We start from the raw sequence: 21,135 nt of genomic DNA on the forward strand, positions 1-21,135 counted from the left end.
AGTGAATGTATCACAAAGTCCTGTTAGATGTACTACTAACTCTACATGATTCTGAGTAAAAAAAGGACTAAAAAATGATCTTACGGAAATCGGATTGGCATCCAGCAGATATAATTGCCGCATTACGTAAACGCGGAACAACTCTAGCAGCAATATCTCGACATGCGGGTTTAAGCTCTTCCACACTGGCGAACGCTTTATCTCGCCCTTGGCCAAAAGGAGAATGGATTATTGCAAATTTTCTTGAAATCCACCCATCAGAAATATGGCCAAGCCGCTATTTTAATCCCATGACAGGTGAATTATTAGAAAGAAAGGTAAGAGAAAAAGTATCAACATCACGCTAAAAACCAATAAAAAAAACCGCTGACCCAATTCGTTAGGAGCAGCGGTTTTCTTAAAATTCAGTAAAAAACTGAGCGACAATTAGCCGTTAATGAATTTTTCACCTAGTTCGATATCTTTTTTCAGTACATCTAGCATATCTTTCAGTGCTTTTTGTTCAAAATCACTTAATTTACCGTAAGAGATGTGCTCTTCAATCCCGTTTTTGCCTAAACGAACGGGTTGAGCAAAGAAACGGGCATGTTCACCTTCGCCTTCAGTATAAACACACTCGATCACGTTAGGTTCACCTTGCAGACCGCGGATCAGAGAGAGGCCGAGACGTGCAGCTGCTTGACCCATAGACAGGGTTGCAGATCCACCACCTGCTTTTGCTTCAACAACTTCAGTACCTGCGTTTTGAATACGCTTAGTCAGTGCAGCAATTTCCTCTTCGGTGAACTCAACACCTGGAACTTGAGATAATAAAGGTAGGATCGTGACGCCTGAGTGACCACCAATGACAGGCACTTCGATTTCATGAGGTTTCTTACCTTTCAGTTCTGCAACGAAAGTATTCGAACGGATAATATCCAGCGTTGTCACACCAAACAGACGGTTTTTATCATACACACCTGCTTTTTTCAGTACTTCAGCAGCAATAGCCACTGTCGTGTTAACAGGGTTAGTAATGATACCGATCAAGGCTTTTGGACAGGTTGTCGCAATTTGTTGAGTCAAATTACGAATAATACCAGCGTTAACATTAAACAGGTCTGAACGATCCATACCTGGTTTACGAGCAACACCAGCTGAGATCAGTACAACATCGGCACCTTTCAGTGCAGGGGTCGCATCTTCACCTGAAAAACCAACCACTTTCACATCAGTTGGGATATGGCTAAGGTCTGCAGCAACACCCGGAGTTACTGGTGCGATATCGTATAGAGAGAGTTCTGAACCTGCTGGAAGCTGGTTTTTAAGAAGAAGGGCCAGAGCTTGACCAATACCACCTGCTGCGCCTAGAACTGCAACTTTCATTCTGAAACTCCTTTATTTGTACTTTAAAAAGTATATGGATTCATCTTGTTATGCATTAAACACATTACTGATAAAAAACAATTCATTAACAGATGTTGAAGCATATTAAAGTTAATACGCTTACGTACTCATTTTATCTATTCTAAACAAAATCCTTATCTGTTAATGAGATAAGGGGCACTTTTTTAACAAATAGTTTTTATCACTATTGACCTTTACATAATAAATAGTTTTTACGGATTTGTTACAAATAATACATTAGCGCATTTTTTTCTGTGCGAATTGAGTGTTTCACGCTAAAACCATCTCCGCATTGAGTGCTCGATTCATAAAGGCAGATCGTTCCTGTACACGAAACCATCATAACGCAATTTTGTTGCATAAAAATTCACATTTACGGATAATACAACTTAATTTATTGTCATAGGATGGGTTAATTATGCGTACACCGTCTAAACAAGAAGACTTGGTTAAAGCTTTTAAAGCTCTACTTAAAGAAGAAAAATTTAGCTCTCAGGCTGAAATTGTGATCGCACTGCAAGAGCAAGGCTTTGAAAATATCAACCAATCAAAAATTTCCAGAATGTTAACTAAGTTCGGTGCCGTTCGTACTCGTAACGCTAAAATGGAAATGGTTTACTGTTTACCTACTGAACCCGGTGTTCCTACTGCCACCAGCCCACTAAAAAACCTTGTACTTGATATTGATTACAATCACTCTGTTGTTGTGATTAGAACCAGCCCAGGTGCAGCGCAGCTGATCGCACGTTTACTGGATTCTTTGGGGAAAGCGGAGGGTATTTTAGGTAGCATTGCGGGTGACGATACTATTTTTTCTACGCCAGCGAATAATTTCACCACTAAAGAGCTTTATGAAGCGATCCTTGCGCTTTTTGATCAAGAACTCTAAGACTGTTGTCACTCAGGCGGGAAGCCTCTCGCCCCTTCTTTCACATCGATGCGGTCACTGTAGTCGTCAATTCTGACCTTATCTCATGACCGCCCGATGATCATCTGCAATAAAAAAGCAGCTTCAGAAGTGACTCAACCAATGAAACACTTTCGTTAAGCTGCCTTTTTTATTAAGGCTTATTTTAATTTTCGCCTTCGGCTTCGGATTTCTTTTTAAGTCCCGCAAGCAATTTACCGTGAATATCACCAAAACCACCATTACTCATGACCAAAATATGATCACCTGGCTGTGCGGTCTCAATCACCATGTTCGCTAACGCTTCAATATCAGAACTCCAACGTGCAGGTTGCACACAATTTTCAGCGATTTCTGTCACCATCCAAGGAATATTCGCAGGTTGGAAGAGAAATACTTCATCAGCACGGCCTAATGATGGTGCAATATCATTTTTACTGATCCCCATCTTCATGGTATTTGAGCGAGGCTCAAGTACCGCAATAATCCGTGAAGTACCGCCAACTTTACTGCGTAACGCTTCTAAGGTCGCTAAGATTGCCGTTGGGTGATGAGCAAAATCATCGTAAACACTCACGCCATATTCAACACCCCGTAACTCTAAACGACGACGCGCGTTGATAAACTTATGTAATGCTCGACACGCTTCTGCTGCGGGAACACCAACATGATGTGCGGCTGCAATCGCCATTAACGCATTATGGATGTTATGGTTGCCGACTTGTGACCAAATGACGTCGCCCACTTTTTCTTGTTGGTAGAAAACTTCAAAATGGCTTCCATCATGATTTAATTTATTAGCTTGCCACTCTCCATGTTCACCAATAAATTCTTGTTCACTCCAGCACCCCATTCCAATAACCTGTTTCAGATTTGAGTCATTATCGGGCATAAAAATTTTGCCGTTACTCGGCACAATGCGGACGAGATGGTGGAATTGCTTTTGGATAGCTTCAAGGTTGTCGAAAATATCAGCGTGATCAAATTCGAGATTATTCAACACTAAGGTTCTTGGGCTGTAATGAACAAATTTCGAGCGTTTATCAAAAAATGCACAATCGTATTCATCCGCTTCAATCACAAAGAAAGGACTTTCTCCAATTTGAGCAGAGGCCTCAAAGTTTCCGGGTACACCGCCGATCAGAAAGCCGGGCTGATAACCACAATCTTCTAATATCCATGTTAACATGCCCGCTGTGGTTGTTTTACCGTGTGTTCCTGCTACGGCAAGCACCCAGCGCTCGGGTAAAACATGGTCATGTAACCACTGAGGACCCGATGTGTAAGTTAGGCCTTTTTCTAATACCGCTTCTACACAAGGGTTACCGCGTGTCATCGCATTACCGATAACAACCATATCCGGTGCAGGTTCAAGCTGGCTAGGGTCATAGCCCTGAATGAGTTCAATGCCTTGTTTTTCTAGCAATGTACTCATCGGAGGGTACACGTTTGCATCGGAGCCTGTCACTTTATGCCCGAGCGAACGAGCCAGTATTGCCAAACTACCCATAAACGTACCGCAGATACCCAGAATATGTATGTGCATTATTTTCCATCCAATAGCATGAGGTTTATCATTATTCTACCCATCAATGTTAGGTTTATATAGACCAAAAATTCGAATTCTTACCACAACAAAAAATGCAGAGTATTCCCAAAATCATTCAAGCGACAACACGCGGCAAGCAACAACAATTTTAAGGGGGCATACGCAAGTATGTGACTCAGGTAACAAAACTCAGCCCATAACGCTGCGATAGCAAGTATGAAGGGTATAGATAAACTCCCCGCGCAAGGGTACAATTCCCCCCTGCAAACCTCTGTCAATTATATTCAGGACCTTCGTCATGAAAACATTAGGCGAATTCATCGTCGATAAGCAACAAGATTTTCCTCATGCAACAGGAGAGCTGACCGCACTACTGTCAGCAATTAAACTGGGCGCTAAAATTATCCATCGTGATATTAACAAAGCTGGACTGGTCGACATTCTAGGCACAAGTGGTGTTTCGAATGTACAAGGTGAAGTCCAGATGAAGCTTGACCTGTATGCAAATGAAAAATTAAAAGCAGCTTTGAAAGCTCGCGGGGAAGTTGCCGGTATTGCCTCTGAAGAAGAAGATGAAATCGTCATTTTCGAAGGTGATCGTGCAGAAAACGCGAAATATGTCGTATTAATGGATCCATTAGATGGTTCTTCTAATATCGATGTAAACGTTTCCGTCGGAACAATCTTCTCTATTTACCATCGTATTACCCCAATTGGTCAGCCTGTGACTGAAGCCGACTTCTTGCAACCAGGCCATCGCCAAGTGGCTGCTGGCTACGTCGTTTATGGCTCATCCACTATGTTGGTTTATACAACTGGTTGTGGTGTTCATGCCTTTACCTATGATCCATCACTTGGCGTATTCTGCCTGTCTCACGAAAAAGTGATGTATCCAGCGGAAGGCAAAATGTATTCAATCAACGAGGGTAACTACATTAAGTTCCCTATGGGGGTTAAGAAATACATTAAGTACTGCCAAGAACAAGACGAAGCAACAGGTCGTCCATACACGACGCGCTATATTGGTTCACTCGTTGCGGACTTCCACCGTAACTTGCTCAAGGGAGGTATTTATATCTACCCAAGCACAGCGAGCCACCCAAATGGTAAATTGCGTTTACTATACGAATGCAACCCAATTGCCTTCCTTGCTGAACAAGCAGGTGGTAAGGCTAGCAATGGTCGTGACCGTATTTTAGATATCGAACCAAGTGAGCTTCACCAACGCGTACCCTTTTTTGTCGGTACCGCATCGATGGTGGAAAAAGCAGAATCATTCATGCGTGAGTTCCCTGACGCTGAATAACTTGATTTCTTACGCTAAGGCGGGGGTTATCCCGCCTTTTTTGTTCTCTTTATTCAGCTTTTTTTTATGAATAGCTTACCAACTAGTGAGTTTTGTCCCTCTTTACGGCTATAATACCCCCCACGCTATGGACCAAAATAGGTTAGATTGTTTGGATATGATCTAATATATTGATGGACATATTAGTTTTTAACATAAAGGATACTTTTTCATGGGCCTGAACAATGTACCGGCAGGTAAAGATCTGCCAGAAGATATCTACGTTATCATCGAAATCCCTGCTAATGCAGATCCTATCAAATATGAAGTTGATAAAGACTCTGGCGCTCTGTTTGTAGATCGTTTTATGTCTACAGCGATGTTCTATCCATGTAACTATGGTTACATCAATCACACGCTGTCTTTAGATGGTGATCCTGTTGATGTGTTGGTACCAACACCTTATCCATTACAACCAGGTTCCGTTATTCGCTGCCGTCCAGTTGGTGTGCTGAAAATGACAGATGAGTCTGGTGAAGATGCTAAATTAGTGGCAGTACCGCACACTAAACTAAGCAAAGAATACGATCACATTAAAGACGTAAACGATCTGCCTGAATTGCTACGTGCACAGATCACCCATTTCTTTGAACACTACAAAGATCTCGAAAAAGGCAAATGGGTTAAAGTTGATGGTTGGGATAATGCTGAAGCGGCTAAAGCTGAAATTATCTCTTCTTTCGAACGCGCAGCTAAAAAATAATTCCCTTTTCTGGGGAAATGAAAGGTGCTAACGGTAACGTGAGCACCTTTTTTGTGGATATGAACAAACAAAAATGCCGGCAACGATGACGTATACCGGCATTTAACTACTCTTCTTCTTCGTGGCGCTTGAGCCAATCACCAGACTTAATTTTGCGTAAGCCTTCAACAGAATGCCGATACAGGTAAATCCAAGCATTACCATATGGCGTAGGGATTAACTCACGGACATAGTCTTGCGAATTTTTCTTTAATTCGTCTAATTCAGTCAGAATAGACGGATTGATGCGATAAACTTCGCATTCAATCACACCTTCACCTTTAATAACCGCTGGATAATAGCCAAGGTCATAAAGCTCATAGCCTTCTAAGCTATGCTCTCCTAGCAACTGAGCATAAGTCATCCAGTGATGATTCCCTTGCTTGCGCCTTAAACTGCCATAAACAATTACACGCATATTTTAAAACTCAAATTGATAAAGAAGATCCAAGGCCTGATTGACACCAGACACTGCTTCCAAATATAACTTCGGCATTAATCGATAACGTAACGTTAACGTTGCCAATGAATCAAATATACCAACACCATACTTAATTTGTAGGTCGTTAGTAATTTTTCCACTCACCACGACTTGAGATTTATCACCAACCCCTTGCGTATCGAGTGCCAAATCAGAGACTCCAAATGTTTCGCCAATTTTACCGACAAGTTGGCCACTTTGCGCAACGCCGAGTCCAATTAGCATCGATGTCATTTGTGAACCATTAGCATCTCCGCTTTCTAATCCTTCCCCGCGTAGCAGATAGGATAAAGCTTCTTGCTGTGTTTTGGCTGGCTCAGAGAATATCTCGACTTTTGGCTTGTCTGCAAGTCCTGTGACCTTAACACCTGCAATAACATTATCGGCAGTGTTATCTGGATTACGAATTGCTTCTAAGTTCAAGAATGGTTGATCCGCAGGTCCCGAGAACTGTATCTGACCTTTACGTACGATCAGATCCTGCCCATAAGCGCGGAAACGCCCCGATGGAATATCGATCTGTCCATTAAGGCTCAGACCTTGTTTGTTTTGTAATACCTTTAACATCCCCGTCAAACGGGCTTTCAGGCCAAAAGCATCCAACTGAACATCATTACCAATCTTAATATCCAAGTTAGTTTGAATTGGAATTGGCGTGCTGGTTTTATCGATAGGTTTCAAGTCGCTATCTAACATGACCACATCTGAAGAAGCACCAACAGCAGATTCTGGTAGCTCTTGTACCGTAATCCTCGCCCATGGAATTGTCACGCTACCATTTAATGTCAGTAACGTCGGTGACGCTTCAAACACAATATCAGGCTGTACATCAACTTTAACCATTGGAGGCATGGAAACACGTAAGTTATTACCGACTGCCATCACTTTCGCTCGCCATGCATCAACTTTACGCCAATCTGCATCACCGCTGATATTGAGATAACCTTCTGGCGTATTAATTTGCCCTGTCATTACGGAACTCGTGCCATTAAAGGCAATCCCTAAGTTACCGCTTTTAATATCAAAGGGAATCAATGATGATTTGATTTCCAAACCGGAAAGCGCCAAGTTACCGTTGAGCAATGGATTATTTGCCGTTCCCCCAAGGCGTAAGTTGGCATTTAAATCCCCATTTGCGACTTCTTTTTCACCTAATAATGGCTTAATCAGCGCTAATGTAATGCGATTGATCTCAACATGACCTGAAAGCTGACGTCTCTTTTCTAGATCCGCAATTTGTACACTGCCTTTCAATTGACCATTATTGGCGATTTTGAATAACCAATCCAAATTGGCTTTACCATTTTTCAACGCCGCACTTAACGTCAAGGTATCAAACTCTAGCGGTATCCAAGTACCATCAACTAACTGAACGGCTTTAACACCATCGCCTTTTAGATCCACTTTCGCTTGTGGCAAGCTACCATCATCTTTCCAAATAACATTCGCCTTACCACTAAACACACCGCGAACACGTGTTTCATCCGTGAGGAAGGGTTTCAACATTGCAAGATCAAAACGTTCTAGCACAATATCCGCGCTACCGTTTTTACCTGCTTTAATTGGTTTTGGCACACAAAGGCGCGCATTGATATTCACCCAGCAATGGGTACCAACCGTCACTTCTTGAGTTTGATTTGCATAATCAAGAGCCATGGCCTTGCTGAGTTTCCATTCACCAACGGGGGTTTCAAACAAGGTATTACTCAGGTTGCCTTTCCAAACCTCAGTTTGGCGATCAAACCCACCTGCTAATGTTAGATGGCCAGAGACGGGTTCCCCACTCACATCCAGCTTTAAGGTATGTTGCTTTTCGCTACCTTTCGCATCCAAAGTTAAGCGACTGATGACGAGGTCAGCTTGTTTTAACTGGCGAACAACGACGGATAAGTCACCTTTGATCTGTTCACCTGAAGCCACTTTACCTTTGATAACAACATTATCGACAGACAGCTCTTTTTGCCATCTTACGCCACGAGCTGTTAAATCCGCCAATATTTCAGGCGCTTGCAGGTCACCTCGTAATTTAACATCACCGATAATCACCCCACCAAGGCCCGGCAATATGCCATCTAATCCCGGCGCATTGATTTTCGTGTCTAAATTCCATTTATCTGATAGATTTCCTTTAACATCAAGGTGGTTTTTTCCGAGTGAAAGTTTCAGCTCTGGAATATTCCACTGTCCAGCAGCATTACCTGTCGCCTCACCTCGCGCTTTGAGTAAGTTATTCTTAACATTACCATCTAACGTAATTTCAGGTATTTGTAACTGCCAGCTGCCACCATAAAGGCTACCCCGGGTCGCAATCTTACCATCGACTTTTGCAGGCCATTCCGGCCATTGCTTAGCCGTATTGATACCTGATAAGGTCAATACGGCATTCCAACTGATTGCTTTGCTCCAATCAGCGACACCCGTAATATCAGCATTACCCTGTAAAGCCGCTAATCGCAGACGAGTAATATTGACTTGCTCTTCATTCCCTTTCGCATCCAACATCAATGTGGATGGTGGAATTTCCTGCCCAGTTATCGCTGAGCGAAGAGATAAATCATAAGCAGAAGGTCGGCCATTCAAACGTAAACGTGTACCATCAAGTTGATATTGAGCATCACCCACTAATGGCCAACTCAGTTTCTGGCTTTCTAACGTTAACTGAATAGGTAAGTCAGCTTGGGCAAGGTCGGCTTGAGCCGCTAAGGTTGCGTTCACCGGTCCACTTAAGTTCAGTGCGAGTTTTAGCTCCTCAAGTAACCCACCTTTGAGTGATAAATCGACTTTTTGACCATCAAGGTCTTCTAGACGGCTTTCCCCAGTAATCGACAGAGAAACAGGCCATTTATCGGCTAATGTTGCTGTTCCCGATAAGGCAAGGTGACCTTGGGGCGAATCAACCGTAAATTTCTTCAGTAGGACATTTTGCCCATCATTTGAAAGCGTTAAATTCAAGCTATTGATCACAACGTCCGTCGCGCCCGTTAGCTGTAAATTCGAACCGTTGATCCCTTCAACATTTAAATCGACAGGAAGGATCACTTCCGGTAATTCCGCCAGTAATGGTTTAGCGAACAGTTCCTTCAGCGTTTCGCCAATCGATTTTTCTTCACCAACAGGAACTTCTGTCACGGGTTCATCTGGCTGCGGTTCTTCGCTTACTGGCAGATTAATCGCTAAATTAATCACATCCATGGGTGCTAATGTCAGTGCTTTTTGCTGCCAGTGAATACCTGTCTTAAACTTTTCGAGGTCAATCGCCATCCCATCAACATTAACTTTGGTTGATGTTAATTGTAATTGATTGAGATTAATCGTGAGTGGCGCATTCAATTCGGTTAATGGCTCAGAAGGCGGCGTTTCTTCTGAAGGAGGCATTTTTGAGGTATCAACATTGACGATAACATTTTCAGTCGAAAGATCATCAATGCAAAGCTCGCGACTAGTCAAACAGCCTAAACGTAATGCAAGATGCAGTTTTTCTGCATCAACATCGACGCCCGGCATTTGGTATTTTACCCCAGCCAAGGTCAGATTATTGATATCCCCATCAATAGAGCGGATCTCTAGCCCAGGTACAAAACGTGTCGCACTATTAAGTGCAAAATGGAGGCCTGATTGCGTGCCCAATACCCAACTTAGTGCGGCAACAATCAAGATCAATACAAGTAAAACGGCAAGAGCTGTCCATTTTAACCACTTCATCCATTTCATAGTTCAGTCCCCAAGCCGATATAAAATTGTATTTTATTATTATCAGGATCCCCGATCGGAGTCGCTAGGTCGAATTTTATTGGTCCTACCGGAGAAACCCAGCGGACACCAACGCCAGCCCCCGTTTTAAAATCACTTTTCTTAATATCGTTAACGGCTTCACCACTATCAATAAACACAGCACCCCACCAGTTACCCGTGAAGTTATAATCGTATTCAATGGAACCCACGACCAGTTTAGATGCCCCTGTTAGTTTACCTTTGCTATCCTCTGGTGAGATTTTTTGGTAACCATAACCACGTACACTGCCATCACCACCGGCAAAGAAACGTAAGTCTGGTGGCACCTTGTCAAAATTATTCGTTTCAATCCACCCTAAATTTCCTCTGAATACAAAACGATGGCCTTCCCATGGGGAGCGGATCCACACTTGCTTAGTTTGCAATACAAGAAAATCGATATCGGAGCCCCAAATTTCATTCGAATAATCAATAGAGTAACGCTGACTGTCCCCCCAACTTGGCATCACACCACCACGTTGGCGAATTCGGCTAACATTAGCCCCAGGATAAAGCAACATCGTGGTATTCGTGACATCCGCTTGGGTAAAGTGGCTCAACATCCAACGCATGTTCACGCCATATTGCCAGCCGCTGGAATAATCCCAATTACGTGATACGTTTAGGGTCGTCGTATCGGACTCTGTATCGTTTAAGTCAGTACGTTTATACCCCCCTTGAACCGCATAATATTGTTCTAAAGGATTGGCTTTAAGGGGGATCTTATAGCTAGCATCAATAATCTGTTCAGGCTGCGATAAACTGATATTTGAGGTAATACTTTGCCCTCGCGAGTTTACCCAAGGCCTATTCCATGTTGCTTTAACGCGAGGACCAACGTCAGTGGCATAACCACCACCTAATTCAACGAAGTTTTTTGCACGAGGAACCATCACCCCTTCCATTGGCAACAGGTCAGTGTGCTCTTCCCGAGCTTTAGCAATATTGGGTGTCACAATGGCGGAAGTAAACCAACCCGTTTCCACTAATCGGCGGTTAAATTCGGCCAGTTGTTCTGAAGTGTAATATTCACCTTCTTTAAAAGGCGCGAGGTTGTTCAGATAATCAGTGCGGATTTGAGAACCTTCATAGGAAATGTCACCAAATCGGTAACGCTCACCACTATTAAAGTCAAAGTCCCAATAAGAGGCATGGTGATCAAGTGATATGCCTAGTTGGCTTTTTTCCATGATCGCATCAAAATAACCTTTACGGATCGCAAGCCCACTAAATTTACCTTTAAAGCTTTCATATTCGCCATCATTCTGGATCGTACCGATCTTAGGTGTGTTATTTTTTATCATTTTTGCATAGTCAGGGTCGTTTTTCGCTCCCCCTTCTAATGTAATATTAACACCTTGTACTCGAACAGGTTCGCCCAGTGTGACTTTCGCCGTTAATACGGAACGTGCTGGTGGCTTATTTTCTTGATAAGTGAACTCAATTTTAGGCTGATAGTATCCAAGTGGTTTCAGACCTTCCTCGATTGCTTTTGTGACACGAGCACGAAAGCGACCATTAGGCACCACTTCATCCTGAGAAATATTAGAAAGCTGAACACGGACGTTCTGATTAGGTTGCCCTTCAAGTCCTTCAATATTAAGGCGTAGATTTGCGCTATACGCAGCAGGAACTGTCGCCATTAAGGTTAGAAAACAGATGATAGGGTATTTTGACACGCCCGCTCCTAAGATCATTGATAATTTGACTAAACACTTCATATCAATTTATTTTGAGTAAAATAAACTCTAGATACAAGTTTTTATCCTAATTTTTACCGAAAATGCACATTACCACACATAGGAATCTGTTATGTCTTCTAATAAATTACAACCCGTGAGTATTTCGCAAGCGCTACCCGGTAGAGAAACCGCCATTCCCCATTCACCATACCATGCGGTGAACCAGTATTCGATTGATAATATTCCGAAGAATGCTGAAGTTGCCTATTTTGCGATGGGTTGTTTTTGGGGCGCTGAGCGCTTGTTTTGGCAGCAGTCCGGCGTTTATTCCACCTCTGTTGGCTATAGTGGAGGAATTACCCCAAACCCAACCTATGAAGAAGTTTGCACAGGACTGACAGGCCATACCGAGATTGTTAGAGTGGTCTTTGATCCACAGACTATCCGCTATACTGATCTATTAACTCTGTTTTGGGAAAACCATGATCCAGCCCAAGGCATGCGTCAAGGCGGTGATATTGGCACACAATATCGTTCAGCCCTCTATACCGTTTCTGATTCACAATTACAGCAAGCACAAGAGACACGAGCGGCTTATCAACAAGCGATGGTTGCTCAAAATGATACTCGCCAAATCACCACAGAAATTGCATCATTAGAAACCTTTTATTTTGCGGAAGATTACCACCAACAATACCTCCATAAAAATCCAGCAGGCTATTGTGGATTAGGAGGAACTGGAATTTGTTTACCGCCACAGAACATAAACTAGGCAGAAAATTTAACCTAATGCTATAATAACGTCACTAACCCAATTTTGCGCACCTCCGCGCTATTTTATCTCTGTAGTAGAAAGAGTTGCCTTCAGGGGATCCTCCATAAAGGGTCAGAGGTTCCTGAAGGTAATATTTGGATAATTTATGCTTAATAGTTTACTGATCGTTCTTTTATTATGTGCAATTAGCGCATTTTTTTCGTTGTCAGAAATTTCACTGGCAGCTTCTCGTCGTATCAAACTCAAGTTAATGGCCGATGAGGGCAACATTAATGCGGCACGAGTCCTGAAATTACAGGAAATGCCCGGTATGTTTTTTACTGTGGTTCAAATCGGCCTAAATGCGGTCGCCATCTTGGCAGGGATTGTCGGTGAATCTGCCTTTTCACCTGCATTACAAGACATTTTTATTAATTTCCTTTCTCCCGAGTGGGCACAACAAACTGCATCTATTCTGTCATTTACCATTGTCACTAGCCTATTTATTTTAGTGGCAGACTTAACCCCTAAACGTATTGGAATGGTAAAACCCGAAGCTATCGCTGTACGGATTGTTAACCCAATGCGTTTGTGTTTAACCCTACTCAGCCCACTGGTTTGGTTCTTCAATGGCCTTGCTAACTTGATTTTCAAAATTTTCAAGTTACCCACTGCGCGTAATGAAGATATCACTTCAGATGATATTTTTGCTGTTGTTGAAGCAGGTGCTGTTGCTGGCGTATTGCGTAAACAAGAGCATGAGTTGATTGAAAATGTCTTTGAACTGGAATCTCGCACGGTTCCATCGGCAATGACCCCGCGTGAAAGTATTATTTACTTTGATAAAGATGAATCCGAAGAGAGCATCAAACACAAAATTTCAACCGAGCCACACTCCAAATTTTTAGTGTGTAGCGGTGATATTGATCATGTCATTGGTTATGTTGACTCGAAGGTCCTATTAAACCGTGTATTGAATGGCCAAAGTCTTAATTTACAAGATGGTGTTCATATTCAAAATGCCTTAATGATCCCTGATACGCTCTCTTTGTCTGACACTCTTGAGGCCTTTAAAGCTAATGGCGTTGACTTTGCGGTGATCCTCAATGAATACGCTCTCGTTATGGGGCTGATCACAATTAATGATGTGATGATCACGTTAATGGGGGATCTTATCGGGCCAGGCCAAGAAGAGCAGATCATCTCACGAGATGAAAACTCATGGTTAGTTGAAGGCGGAACCCCTATTGAAGATGTGCAACGTATTTTGGATATTGATGAATTTCCTGACGTTAGCAACTATGAGACCATTGCTGGTTTTATGATGTATCGCTTAAGAAAAATGCCAAAGCGTACTGATTATGTCAAATATGCGGGGTATAAATTTGAAGTGGTTGATATTGATAACTACAAGATCGATCAATTACTTGTTACCCGAGTCACAACACCACCAGCAGCCGTCGTGGTTCAAGCAGGAAAAAGTAACGTGGAAACGGCTAACGCAGAACAACCAACACAACAAACTAAGCATTAATGCTTTACAGCGAAGCCGTTTCGCTTAACGCGCCACTCTATGTGGCGCTGTTTTTAGCTCAATAGCAATTTGCTATTTAGGCTAACAGCAACTACCCCAACTCAGACTGTAGTACCAATACTTGTTTGTTCACCTCACTCATCACATTGTAGTGGCGCTTGTCGCCCACCTTTGGTGGTAAGATTTTGCCATAATTAAACTCAAAAGCCCCAAAGCCTTTGATGTAGATACGACCACGGAATAGCGTTTTAACGTAGAGTGCAATTTTGGATGGGTTATAACGGTTAAATATTTTCATTAGAACTTTTCCTTTCCTTTTGTCTTACGATACTCTTCACTCATACCGCTCGTTAATAATAGACCAGGAATATTTACTTTGGTTCGATTATTGCAGTTTTATTCAATTCATTTACAGAAAATGACACTACAAACATTCTGTCAATAACCTCAAAAACTTTGTAGTTATGCTAAATTTTGCAAAAATGTTAATTTTGGTTTCACAACTCATCGGATGAGCTATGCTATAACTGTAAGCACAACACATTTTTGTGATGGTTCATTTCTCGTTGATGCATCAAAATATAACAAAAGAGGTAATATAATGATTAAGAAGAGTTTTTTATTTGCTTGCCTACTAACCCTCTCCTCTACCGCCTTGGCAAGCCAAATCCAACTTAACCAATCCGTTCCCCCTGTTTCAGTGACTGATAAAGGTGAAATGCAATTAAGTCCTGATGGAAAATTTTCTTATCAAGAATGGAAAAGCCAACAGCTACCTGGAAAAGTTCGGACAATTCAACATATTGCGGGGCGCTCTTCAGCTAAAGAACTCAATGCACCACTGATTGAAGCGATCAAAAAAGCCCGCTTTCCTCATGATACCTATCAAACAACCTCAATTATTAATGCCGATGATGCCATTTTCGGCACCGGTGTTTTTGTGAGTAATAGCGTTGAGGACAGCAAGAAAGAGTTTCCTTACTCACAATTTATTGTTGATAGTGATGGTGTCGTTAAAAAAGCATGGAGCCTCGCCCCTGAAAGCTCAGCGATTATCCTATTGAATAAAGAAGGAAAAGTACTGTATTTCAAAGATGGGGCACTGACTGAACCTGAAATTAATAAAGTGATAACCCTGATAAAAGCAGAACTAGGACAATAAATTTCCCCCTCTCTAGTGCACGGAAATATTGCTGTCGTGCACATAGAGAATGGCATCGTATCGAGAGGCACAGATTTCCATACCAATAGAGCGTTATTCTAAAGAAAGCGTATTACCTTTAAATTTACACGGTGAATAATTATTTGAAATATATTAATAACCAATCATTATGACCAATGTATTTTCACACAAAAACCGCCATTTTCACCATTCGTAAACGCTAATTTAAAATGATGTAATTCAGCGATACGTTTAACAATCGATAATCCTAATCCACTGCCCGTTTTTTCTTGCCCTGCTGGACGATAAAAACGTTCACCTAATCGCTTCAGCACCTCTAGCGGAACTCCCGCCCCATCATCCTTAATCGTTAGGTCATTATTATTTAATTCTATTTCAACTTTCCCACCCGTCTTCCCATAACGGATCGCATTATGCAGTATATTTCTCAGTAAGATAGCTAATAACAAACGTTGTCCTGTAAATGATGATGGTTCACTGAGCACACTGACATCAATGGTAACTTGTGCCGCCTTAGCCTCTAACTCAATGTCTTTAATTGATGACTGAATTAATGCAAGCCATGATAGCTGCTCAATATCGTCCAGTTGTGACAGTGATTCTAAGCGCGAAAGTGTCAGGAGTTGGTCAACAAGGCGTGTTGCTCTATCGATACCTTCGGATAAATTGGCCACCGCATGTTCGCGGATTGCCGAGTCTTGCCCTGCAATTTGCACGACTTCAGCCTGAACTTTAAGGGCGGCTAATGGGCTACGTAACTCATGTGCCGCATCGGAGGTAAATTGCCGTTCGCGGGCAAACATCGTCTGGATCCGTTCAAATAAGTGGTTAAGCGCATCTAACATAGGCTTAACTTCTGACGGCAAGCGTTCGACCTGAACCGACGTTAATTCATCTGGCCGCCGTTGATAGAGCTGAGTAGCCACTTGATGTAAGGGGCGCAATGCTCGGGTTAATAACCATAAAAATACAATCAACAGCGTCGGTAAAGCGATTAACCAAGGCAAAAACTGGGCAACCATAATGTCCATTGCCAGGTCTTGCCGATATTCCCACTCTTGCCCTACTGCAATAATATATTGCCCTTCCGAGGACTTTAACCAGACAAAACGCCATTCGTCATCACTCCCTTTAATTTTGCCTTCAGTAAAACCTTCCCGAGAAAAACTGAAGGGAATTTTACGCCCATTATCACCATCGTTGAGGACCATTTCGCCTTGAGGTGTAAAAATAGCGAATGCCAGTGCATCATCATCTTGATGACCCCGATTTTTACGTAAGATTTTTTTCGTTTTTGCTAATGACGTATTATTAAAGTCAAGGTCAGAAGGTAATACGGATAAGCGTTTGGCGAAAACCATTTGCTGGGTATCAAATAATTCATTAATGGTTTTATAGGTTTGATGCCATGCGAGTAAACTCGCGATACCCCATGTCATTAAGGCAAGTAACAGCAGTATCAGCGTTAGCTTTAAACGTAAACTAAAGGTTTTCATACCGCTTCACCTAAACGGTAACCAACACCATGAACCGTCCGGATAAAACCCGATCCTAATTTGCGGCGTAAATGATGAATATGCACCTCAACAGCATTGCTCGATACTTCTTCATCCCAGTTATATAATTTTTCCTCTATCATCGTTCGGGACAACACCTTATTTGGATTATGTAGAAATAGCGATAACAAGGATAACTCTTTGCTTTTTAATTCGATAAATTTACCATGACAAGTTACCGTCATCGCCACAGGATCCATTTCTACATCACCATGTTTGAGTATGGGTGATAACTGCCCGCTTCGCCGACGAATTAAAGCCTGTAACCGCGCGGCAACCTCAGCGAGGGCAAAAGGTTTACAGAGATAATCATCGGCACCTTGCTGTAACCCCTGAACACGCTGATCCAATGCATCTCTGGCAGTCAGTATGAGAACAGGCTCATCGCGCCCTTCTTGACGCCAATATTTCAAAATATCCATGCCGTCTAAACTCGGTAGAGAAAGATCGAGGATCACGGCATCGTATGGTGCATCAAGTAGCGCAACTTGCCCCTGTTTTCCATCAGTAAACCAATCAATGGTAAAGCCTAACTGGCTTAAGCCCACTTTTAAACCATCACCAATTAATCGGTCATCTTCTATCAGCAAAATACGCATGCTTCTCTCCTGTGTTAGCATATTATTATATTTATCCGATTCGTTTAGCGATGACCAGCTGTTATCGGCTAAATTTAAAATATATTTTTTTATGGGATTCCCTTAAGATCCTGTTAAGAATTTTTTGTTTTAATAGCTCCCGTAAACAAATTTTGGTAACCAAATGGAGAGGACCACTATGAAAACATTACCTTTAATTACCTTGATTGCGGCATTAGCTTCTGCACCAGTACTGGCTGTAAATGGTGGCTTTGATGGACCAGGTGCAACCCAAAATACCCCCGCTCAAACTTCCCAATCAGGTGGTTTCACGGGACCAAGTAGTGGCGAAACCACTGTCGCTAAAGCATTAGATCTCTCTGATGATAGCTGGGTAATTCTGCGTGGTAATATCGTTAAACAGTTGGATCAGAAACATTATGAATTTACCGATGGTACAGGCACCATCAATCTTGAAATTAGTCCAAAAAGATGGAATGGCCTTAACGTAACGCCAAAAGATAAAGTGGAGATCCGCGGTAAAATTGACAAAGATTGGAACTCACGAGAAGTGGAAGTGAAACAGATCCAACTGATTAAATAACGTTGATTTGATAAGGTGGCTTGGCATCCAAGCTGCCTTATCTATCCTTTATTCCCTTCAATAGGGTGCAACTAGCATGATTTCCTATTTCGAGATATTGATGACAATGCTAGATTAACAGCTATCATCATTATGAAGGTCATATCATGTCGACTAAAATCCCTCAAGTTCGTAATATTCAAGAAACTTTGCTCTCTGATAATTGGTATACACTGAAGAAATACACTTATGAACTTCAGCGCCGTGATGGCAGTTGGCAACAACAAACCCGCGAATCCTATGATAGAGGAAATGGTGCGGTGATTTTGCTATACAATCGAGTGAAAAATACGATTGTACTGATCCGCCAGTTTCGTTTTCCTTTATATATTAATGGATACCAGCATTTACTCATCGAAGCCGCCGCTGGATTACTGGATAACGCCTCACCAGAACAACGTATACGTGCTGAAGCGGAAGAAGAAACCGGATTTCGTATTGAAAAAATTGAAAAAATTTTTGAAGCTTATATGAGCCCAGGCTCTGTAACTGAAAAACTGTATTTTTATATCGCAGAATATCATGACCAAGATCGAATTAGCTCAGGTGGTGGCCTTGCTGAAGAAGGTGAAGATATTGAGGTATTAGAGTGGCCATTTCCTAAAGCATTGGCCGCCATAAAAACGGGCGAAATTGTCGATGGTAAAACCATCATGCTTATTCAGCATCTTGCCTTAAATAATATTTTAACTCATTAAAAATAATGCTATTTATATTATTCTATTTTCCTTCTTGATTAGAATTAGGAAGGAAAATTAAATCGTGTTTATTTCTATTTATATTTTTTTATTTATTACGTTAATTTTCTATTTATTGATGTGTTGTTTGCCCCATAATAAAAAAAATAAATAATTTATTTGTTATCAATAAGTTACGTCACCATTTATTTTGTTTTTTGTCATTCAAATAAATATCATCGGAAAACATCCTACCAATTCCTACAGTATTTATTTTAAATAGAATAGGATACAATAGTTGAATAGAATATTTATTCTAAAAGTACACTTATTTAGAGTTATCTTAATATGACTATTTGACAATATCTTTTGTTAAAAGTGCTTCATGTTTACCTATTAGCTTGTTTGTTCATCCATACAAAACTTAAGAGGTTAATAATATGATACGTTGTGTTCGTATGTGGACCGGTGAAGATGGTAATTCTCTGTTTGAAGAAGGCACGATTGAATTAAGTGGAGAAGCGAGAGGAGATAGCGAAACTCCTGCTATTGCCGTTAGTGAATTATCCTTCCGCGAAACCTCTTCAGGCGGGTCATGGGATTGGCACAAAGATCCTGTTCCACGTTATGTCATCACACTTACTGGTACTTTAGAGTTTGAAACCAAAGATGGTTCAACGTTTATTATTAAACCGGGTGATATTTTACTCGCCCAAGATAACACGGGAACCGGCCATAAATGGCGTTTAATCGGCGATGAACCATGGCGTCGCGCGTATGTTGTCTATCAAGAAGGCACTGAGCTGTGTTTTAAACCCTCTAAGTCTTAGGAGTTTTTAATGAGTAAGCCTATTTCAGAACAAGTAGATATCGCGCTCATCGGTGCCGGTATCATGAGTACTACCCTCGGCACTTTTTTAAAAGAACTTGAACCATCACTGAATATTGCGGTTTTTGAAAGACTGAATGACTGTGCGCAAGAAAGTTCTCATCCTTGGAACAACGCCGGTACAGGTCATGCTGCAAACTGTGAAATGAACTATACGCCACCGAATCCAGATGGCACGGTTGATATCAGTAAAGCCCTTGAAGTGAATACCGAGTTTGATCTGTCTCGCCAACTCTGGTCTTACTTAGTCACGAAAGGCAAAATCAAAGATCCCCGTGATTTCATCCATCCTTGCCCACATATGAGCTTTGTTTGGGGTGAAGATAACGTCAAGTTTTTGAAACAGCGCTATACCCAGATGTCAGCTCACCACTGTTATCAGAACATGGAATACACTGAGGATCCGCAACAGATCAATGAGTGGGCACCACTGATCATGGAAGGCCGTGATCCAAAAGAAACCATCGCGATGACACGGGTTGCAACCGGTGCCGATGTGGATTACGGCGCGCTGACGCATCTATTAATGGAACAATTGAGCCAGCAGTCAGGTTTTGCTGTTCACTACAAACATGAAGTTATCGATATTAAAAGAGCCGCTGACGGCAGATGGAATATCGAAGTCAAAAACCTGCTCACTCATGAAAAAACCATTACGACTGCTAAATTTGTCTTTATCGGTGCAGGCGGACGAGCTATCGAATTACTCCAAAAATCAGGTATTCCTGAAGGTAAAGGCTATGGTGGCTTCCCTGTTAGCGGTATCTGGCTACGTTGTGATAATGAAGAAATTGCAGCTCGCCATCATGCAAAAGTGTATGGTAAAGCAGACAAAGGCTCCCCACCTATGTCCGTTCCACACTTAGATACACGTATCATTGATGGTAAACGCTCATTATTGTTTGGTCCTTATGCTGGATTTTCTAGCAAATTCCTCAAACACGGCTCTTATTTAGATTTATTTGAATCGGTTAAATTAAATAACATAGAGCCAATGCTTGCCGTTGCTAAAGATAACTGGGCGCTAGCTGAGTACTTAGTTGGGCAAGTGCTCCAAACTTCAGCCCACCAATTTGCTATGCTGCAACAATTCTACCCAGAAGCACAGCGTGAAGACTGGAAAGAAGTGGTTGCGGGACAACGTGTTCAGATCATAAAACCAGATCACGATAAAAAAGGTATCCTAGAATTTGGTACTGAATTGATTACCAGCGCAGATAAGTCACTGACTGTCTTGATGGGCGCATCACCGGGTGCTTCTACCGCTGCGTTTATTGCATTGAATGTCTTGAAGACTTGCTTTGCGGATCAGCTTAATTCAGATGGCTGGGAAGCGCGTTTAAAAGAGATCATTCCAACTTATGGAATTGATTTAAAAGTCGACGCAAAAGCTTGCTTAGATATTCGCGCGGCAACGGCAAAAGTACTCAAGCTCGATAACTAATCGCGTTTTGTCGG

General features: G+C 41.9%; 19 protein-coding genes. 11 read left to right on the forward strand and 8 right to left on the reverse strand.

The genetic code is table 11. The features are described 5' to 3' along the window. Positions 1-74 precede the first annotated feature (74 nt). Positions 75-347: a helix-turn-helix domain-containing protein gene (locus M1F03_RS17120; protein ID WP_251464754.1), complete on the forward strand. Its 273-nt coding sequence runs from the start codon at positions 75-77 to the stop codon at positions 345-347. Between the two features lie 79 nt (positions 348-426). Here the strand turns inward: M1F03_RS17120 and mdh are convergent, their stop codons facing one another. Then, on the reverse strand, positions 427-1,365 hold the full coding sequence (gene mdh, locus M1F03_RS17125; protein WP_154624536.1) for a malate dehydrogenase: 939 nt from the start codon (positions 1,363-1,365) through the stop codon (positions 427-429). A 439-nt stretch (positions 1,366-1,804) separates the two neighbouring features. On the opposite strand from mdh, the gene argR reads away from it, so the two are divergent. Then, a complete protein-coding gene (argR, locus tag M1F03_RS17130) occupies positions 1,805-2,275 on the forward strand; it encodes a transcriptional regulator ArgR (protein ID WP_154624535.1) in 471 nt (156 codons plus the stop codon). A 184-nt stretch (positions 2,276-2,459) separates the two neighbouring features. Here the strand turns inward: argR and mpl are convergent, their stop codons facing one another. Continuing rightward, complete coding sequence (mpl, locus tag M1F03_RS17135; protein ID WP_318840027.1) at positions 2,460-3,839, reverse strand: UDP-N-acetylmuramate:L-alanyl-gamma-D-glutamyl-meso-diaminopimelate ligase; 1,380 nt, start codon at positions 3,837-3,839, stop codon at positions 2,460-2,462. Positions 3,840-4,140: 301 nt separating this feature from the next. On the opposite strand from mpl, the gene fbp reads away from it, so the two are divergent. Further along, positions 4,141-5,148, forward strand: coding sequence for a class 1 fructose-bisphosphatase (gene fbp, locus M1F03_RS17140; RefSeq protein WP_154624533.1), 1,008 nt, complete (start codon positions 4,141-4,143; stop codon positions 5,146-5,148). 211 nt (positions 5,149-5,359) lie between these two features. Then, positions 5,360-5,890: an inorganic diphosphatase gene (ppa, locus tag M1F03_RS17145; protein WP_154624532.1), complete on the forward strand. Its 531-nt coding sequence runs from the start codon at positions 5,360-5,362 to the stop codon at positions 5,888-5,890. Positions 5,891-5,996: 106 nt separating this feature from the next. On the opposite strand, the gene M1F03_RS17150 is transcribed toward ppa, so the two are convergent. The 3 genes from M1F03_RS17150 to tamA are packed head-to-tail and all read right to left on the reverse strand — an operon-like array spanning position 5,997 to position 11,860. After that, a complete protein-coding gene (locus tag M1F03_RS17150) occupies positions 5,997-6,347 on the reverse strand; it encodes a gamma-glutamylcyclotransferase (RefSeq protein WP_154624531.1) in 351 nt (116 codons plus the stop codon). Between the two features lie 3 nt (positions 6,348-6,350). Next, a complete protein-coding gene (gene tamB / locus M1F03_RS17155; protein WP_318840028.1) occupies positions 6,351-10,121 on the reverse strand; it encodes an autotransporter assembly complex protein TamB in 3,771 nt (1,256 codons plus the stop codon). After that, complete coding sequence (gene tamA, locus M1F03_RS17160) at positions 10,118-11,860, reverse strand: autotransporter assembly complex protein TamA (protein ID WP_163863204.1); 1,743 nt, start codon at positions 11,858-11,860, stop codon at positions 10,118-10,120. Before tamA ends, tamB begins: the two co-directional genes overlap by 4 nt. A gap of 133 nt (positions 11,861-11,993) precedes the next feature. Here tamA and msrA point away from each other — a divergent pair, with 133 nt between their 5' ends. Further along, the gene (gene msrA / locus M1F03_RS17165; protein ID WP_318840029.1) at positions 11,994-12,635 is read left to right on the forward strand and encodes a peptide-methionine (S)-S-oxide reductase MsrA; all 642 of its coding nucleotides are present in this window, start codon (positions 11,994-11,996) and stop codon (positions 12,633-12,635) included. A gap of 148 nt (positions 12,636-12,783) precedes the next feature. Beyond that, entirely contained in the window at positions 12,784-14,151 is a 1,368-nt protein-coding gene (locus M1F03_RS17170) for a hemolysin family protein (RefSeq protein WP_154624528.1), read from the forward strand. 91 nt (positions 14,152-14,242) lie between these two features. Here M1F03_RS17170 and M1F03_RS17175 read toward each other — a convergent pair whose 3' ends face one another. Beyond that, positions 14,243-14,449 carry a DUF1107 domain-containing protein gene (locus tag M1F03_RS17175; protein WP_014657315.1) on the reverse strand — a complete coding sequence of 69 codons (207 nt, stop codon included), beginning with the start codon at positions 14,447-14,449 and terminating at the stop codon, positions 14,243-14,245. A 303-nt stretch (positions 14,450-14,752) separates the two neighbouring features. On the opposite strand from M1F03_RS17175, the gene M1F03_RS17180 reads away from it, so the two are divergent. After that, positions 14,753-15,313: a YtfJ family protein gene (locus M1F03_RS17180; protein WP_163863209.1), complete on the forward strand. Its 561-nt coding sequence runs from the start codon at positions 14,753-14,755 to the stop codon at positions 15,311-15,313. A gap of 167 nt (positions 15,314-15,480) precedes the next feature. Here M1F03_RS17180 and qseC read toward each other — a convergent pair whose 3' ends face one another. Both qseC and qseB read right to left on the reverse strand, forming a co-directional pair. Further along, positions 15,481-16,830: a quorum sensing histidine kinase QseC gene (gene qseC, locus M1F03_RS17185; protein WP_163863211.1), complete on the reverse strand. Its 1,350-nt coding sequence runs from the start codon at positions 16,828-16,830 to the stop codon at positions 15,481-15,483. Next, positions 16,827-17,489, reverse strand: coding sequence for a quorum sensing response regulator transcription factor QseB (gene qseB, locus M1F03_RS17190; protein ID WP_154624525.1), 663 nt, complete (start codon positions 17,487-17,489; stop codon positions 16,827-16,829). The genes qseC and qseB overlap by 4 nt, the downstream gene beginning before the upstream one ends. Positions 17,490-17,667: 178 nt before the next feature. On the opposite strand from qseB, the gene M1F03_RS17195 reads away from it, so the two are divergent. The 4 genes from M1F03_RS17195 to mqo all read left to right on the forward strand — a co-directional run bounded on the left by M1F03_RS17195 (position 17,668) and on the right by mqo (position 21,121). Further along, the gene (locus tag M1F03_RS17195; RefSeq protein WP_251464757.1) at positions 17,668-18,072 is read left to right on the forward strand and encodes a YgiW/YdeI family stress tolerance OB fold protein; all 405 of its coding nucleotides are present in this window, start codon (positions 17,668-17,670) and stop codon (positions 18,070-18,072) included. A 146-nt stretch (positions 18,073-18,218) separates the two neighbouring features. Beyond that, positions 18,219-18,809, forward strand: a complete 591-nt coding sequence (locus M1F03_RS17200; protein ID WP_163863213.1) for an NUDIX domain-containing protein — start codon at positions 18,219-18,221, stop codon at positions 18,807-18,809. Between the two features lie 419 nt (positions 18,810-19,228). Further along, on the forward strand, positions 19,229-19,618 hold the full coding sequence (locus tag M1F03_RS17205; RefSeq protein ID WP_154623671.1) for a hypothetical protein: 390 nt from the start codon (positions 19,229-19,231) through the stop codon (positions 19,616-19,618). A 9-nt stretch (positions 19,619-19,627) separates the two neighbouring features. Next, the gene (gene mqo / locus M1F03_RS17210) at positions 19,628-21,121 is read left to right on the forward strand and encodes a malate dehydrogenase (quinone) (protein WP_196713718.1); all 1,494 of its coding nucleotides are present in this window, start codon (positions 19,628-19,630) and stop codon (positions 21,119-21,121) included. Positions 21,122-21,135 lie beyond the last annotated feature (14 nt).

Source organism: Providencia sp. PROV080 (genome assembly GCF_033688105.1).
GTDB classification, from domain to species: Bacteria; Pseudomonadota; Gammaproteobacteria; order Enterobacterales; family Enterobacteriaceae; genus Providencia; species Providencia zhejiangensis.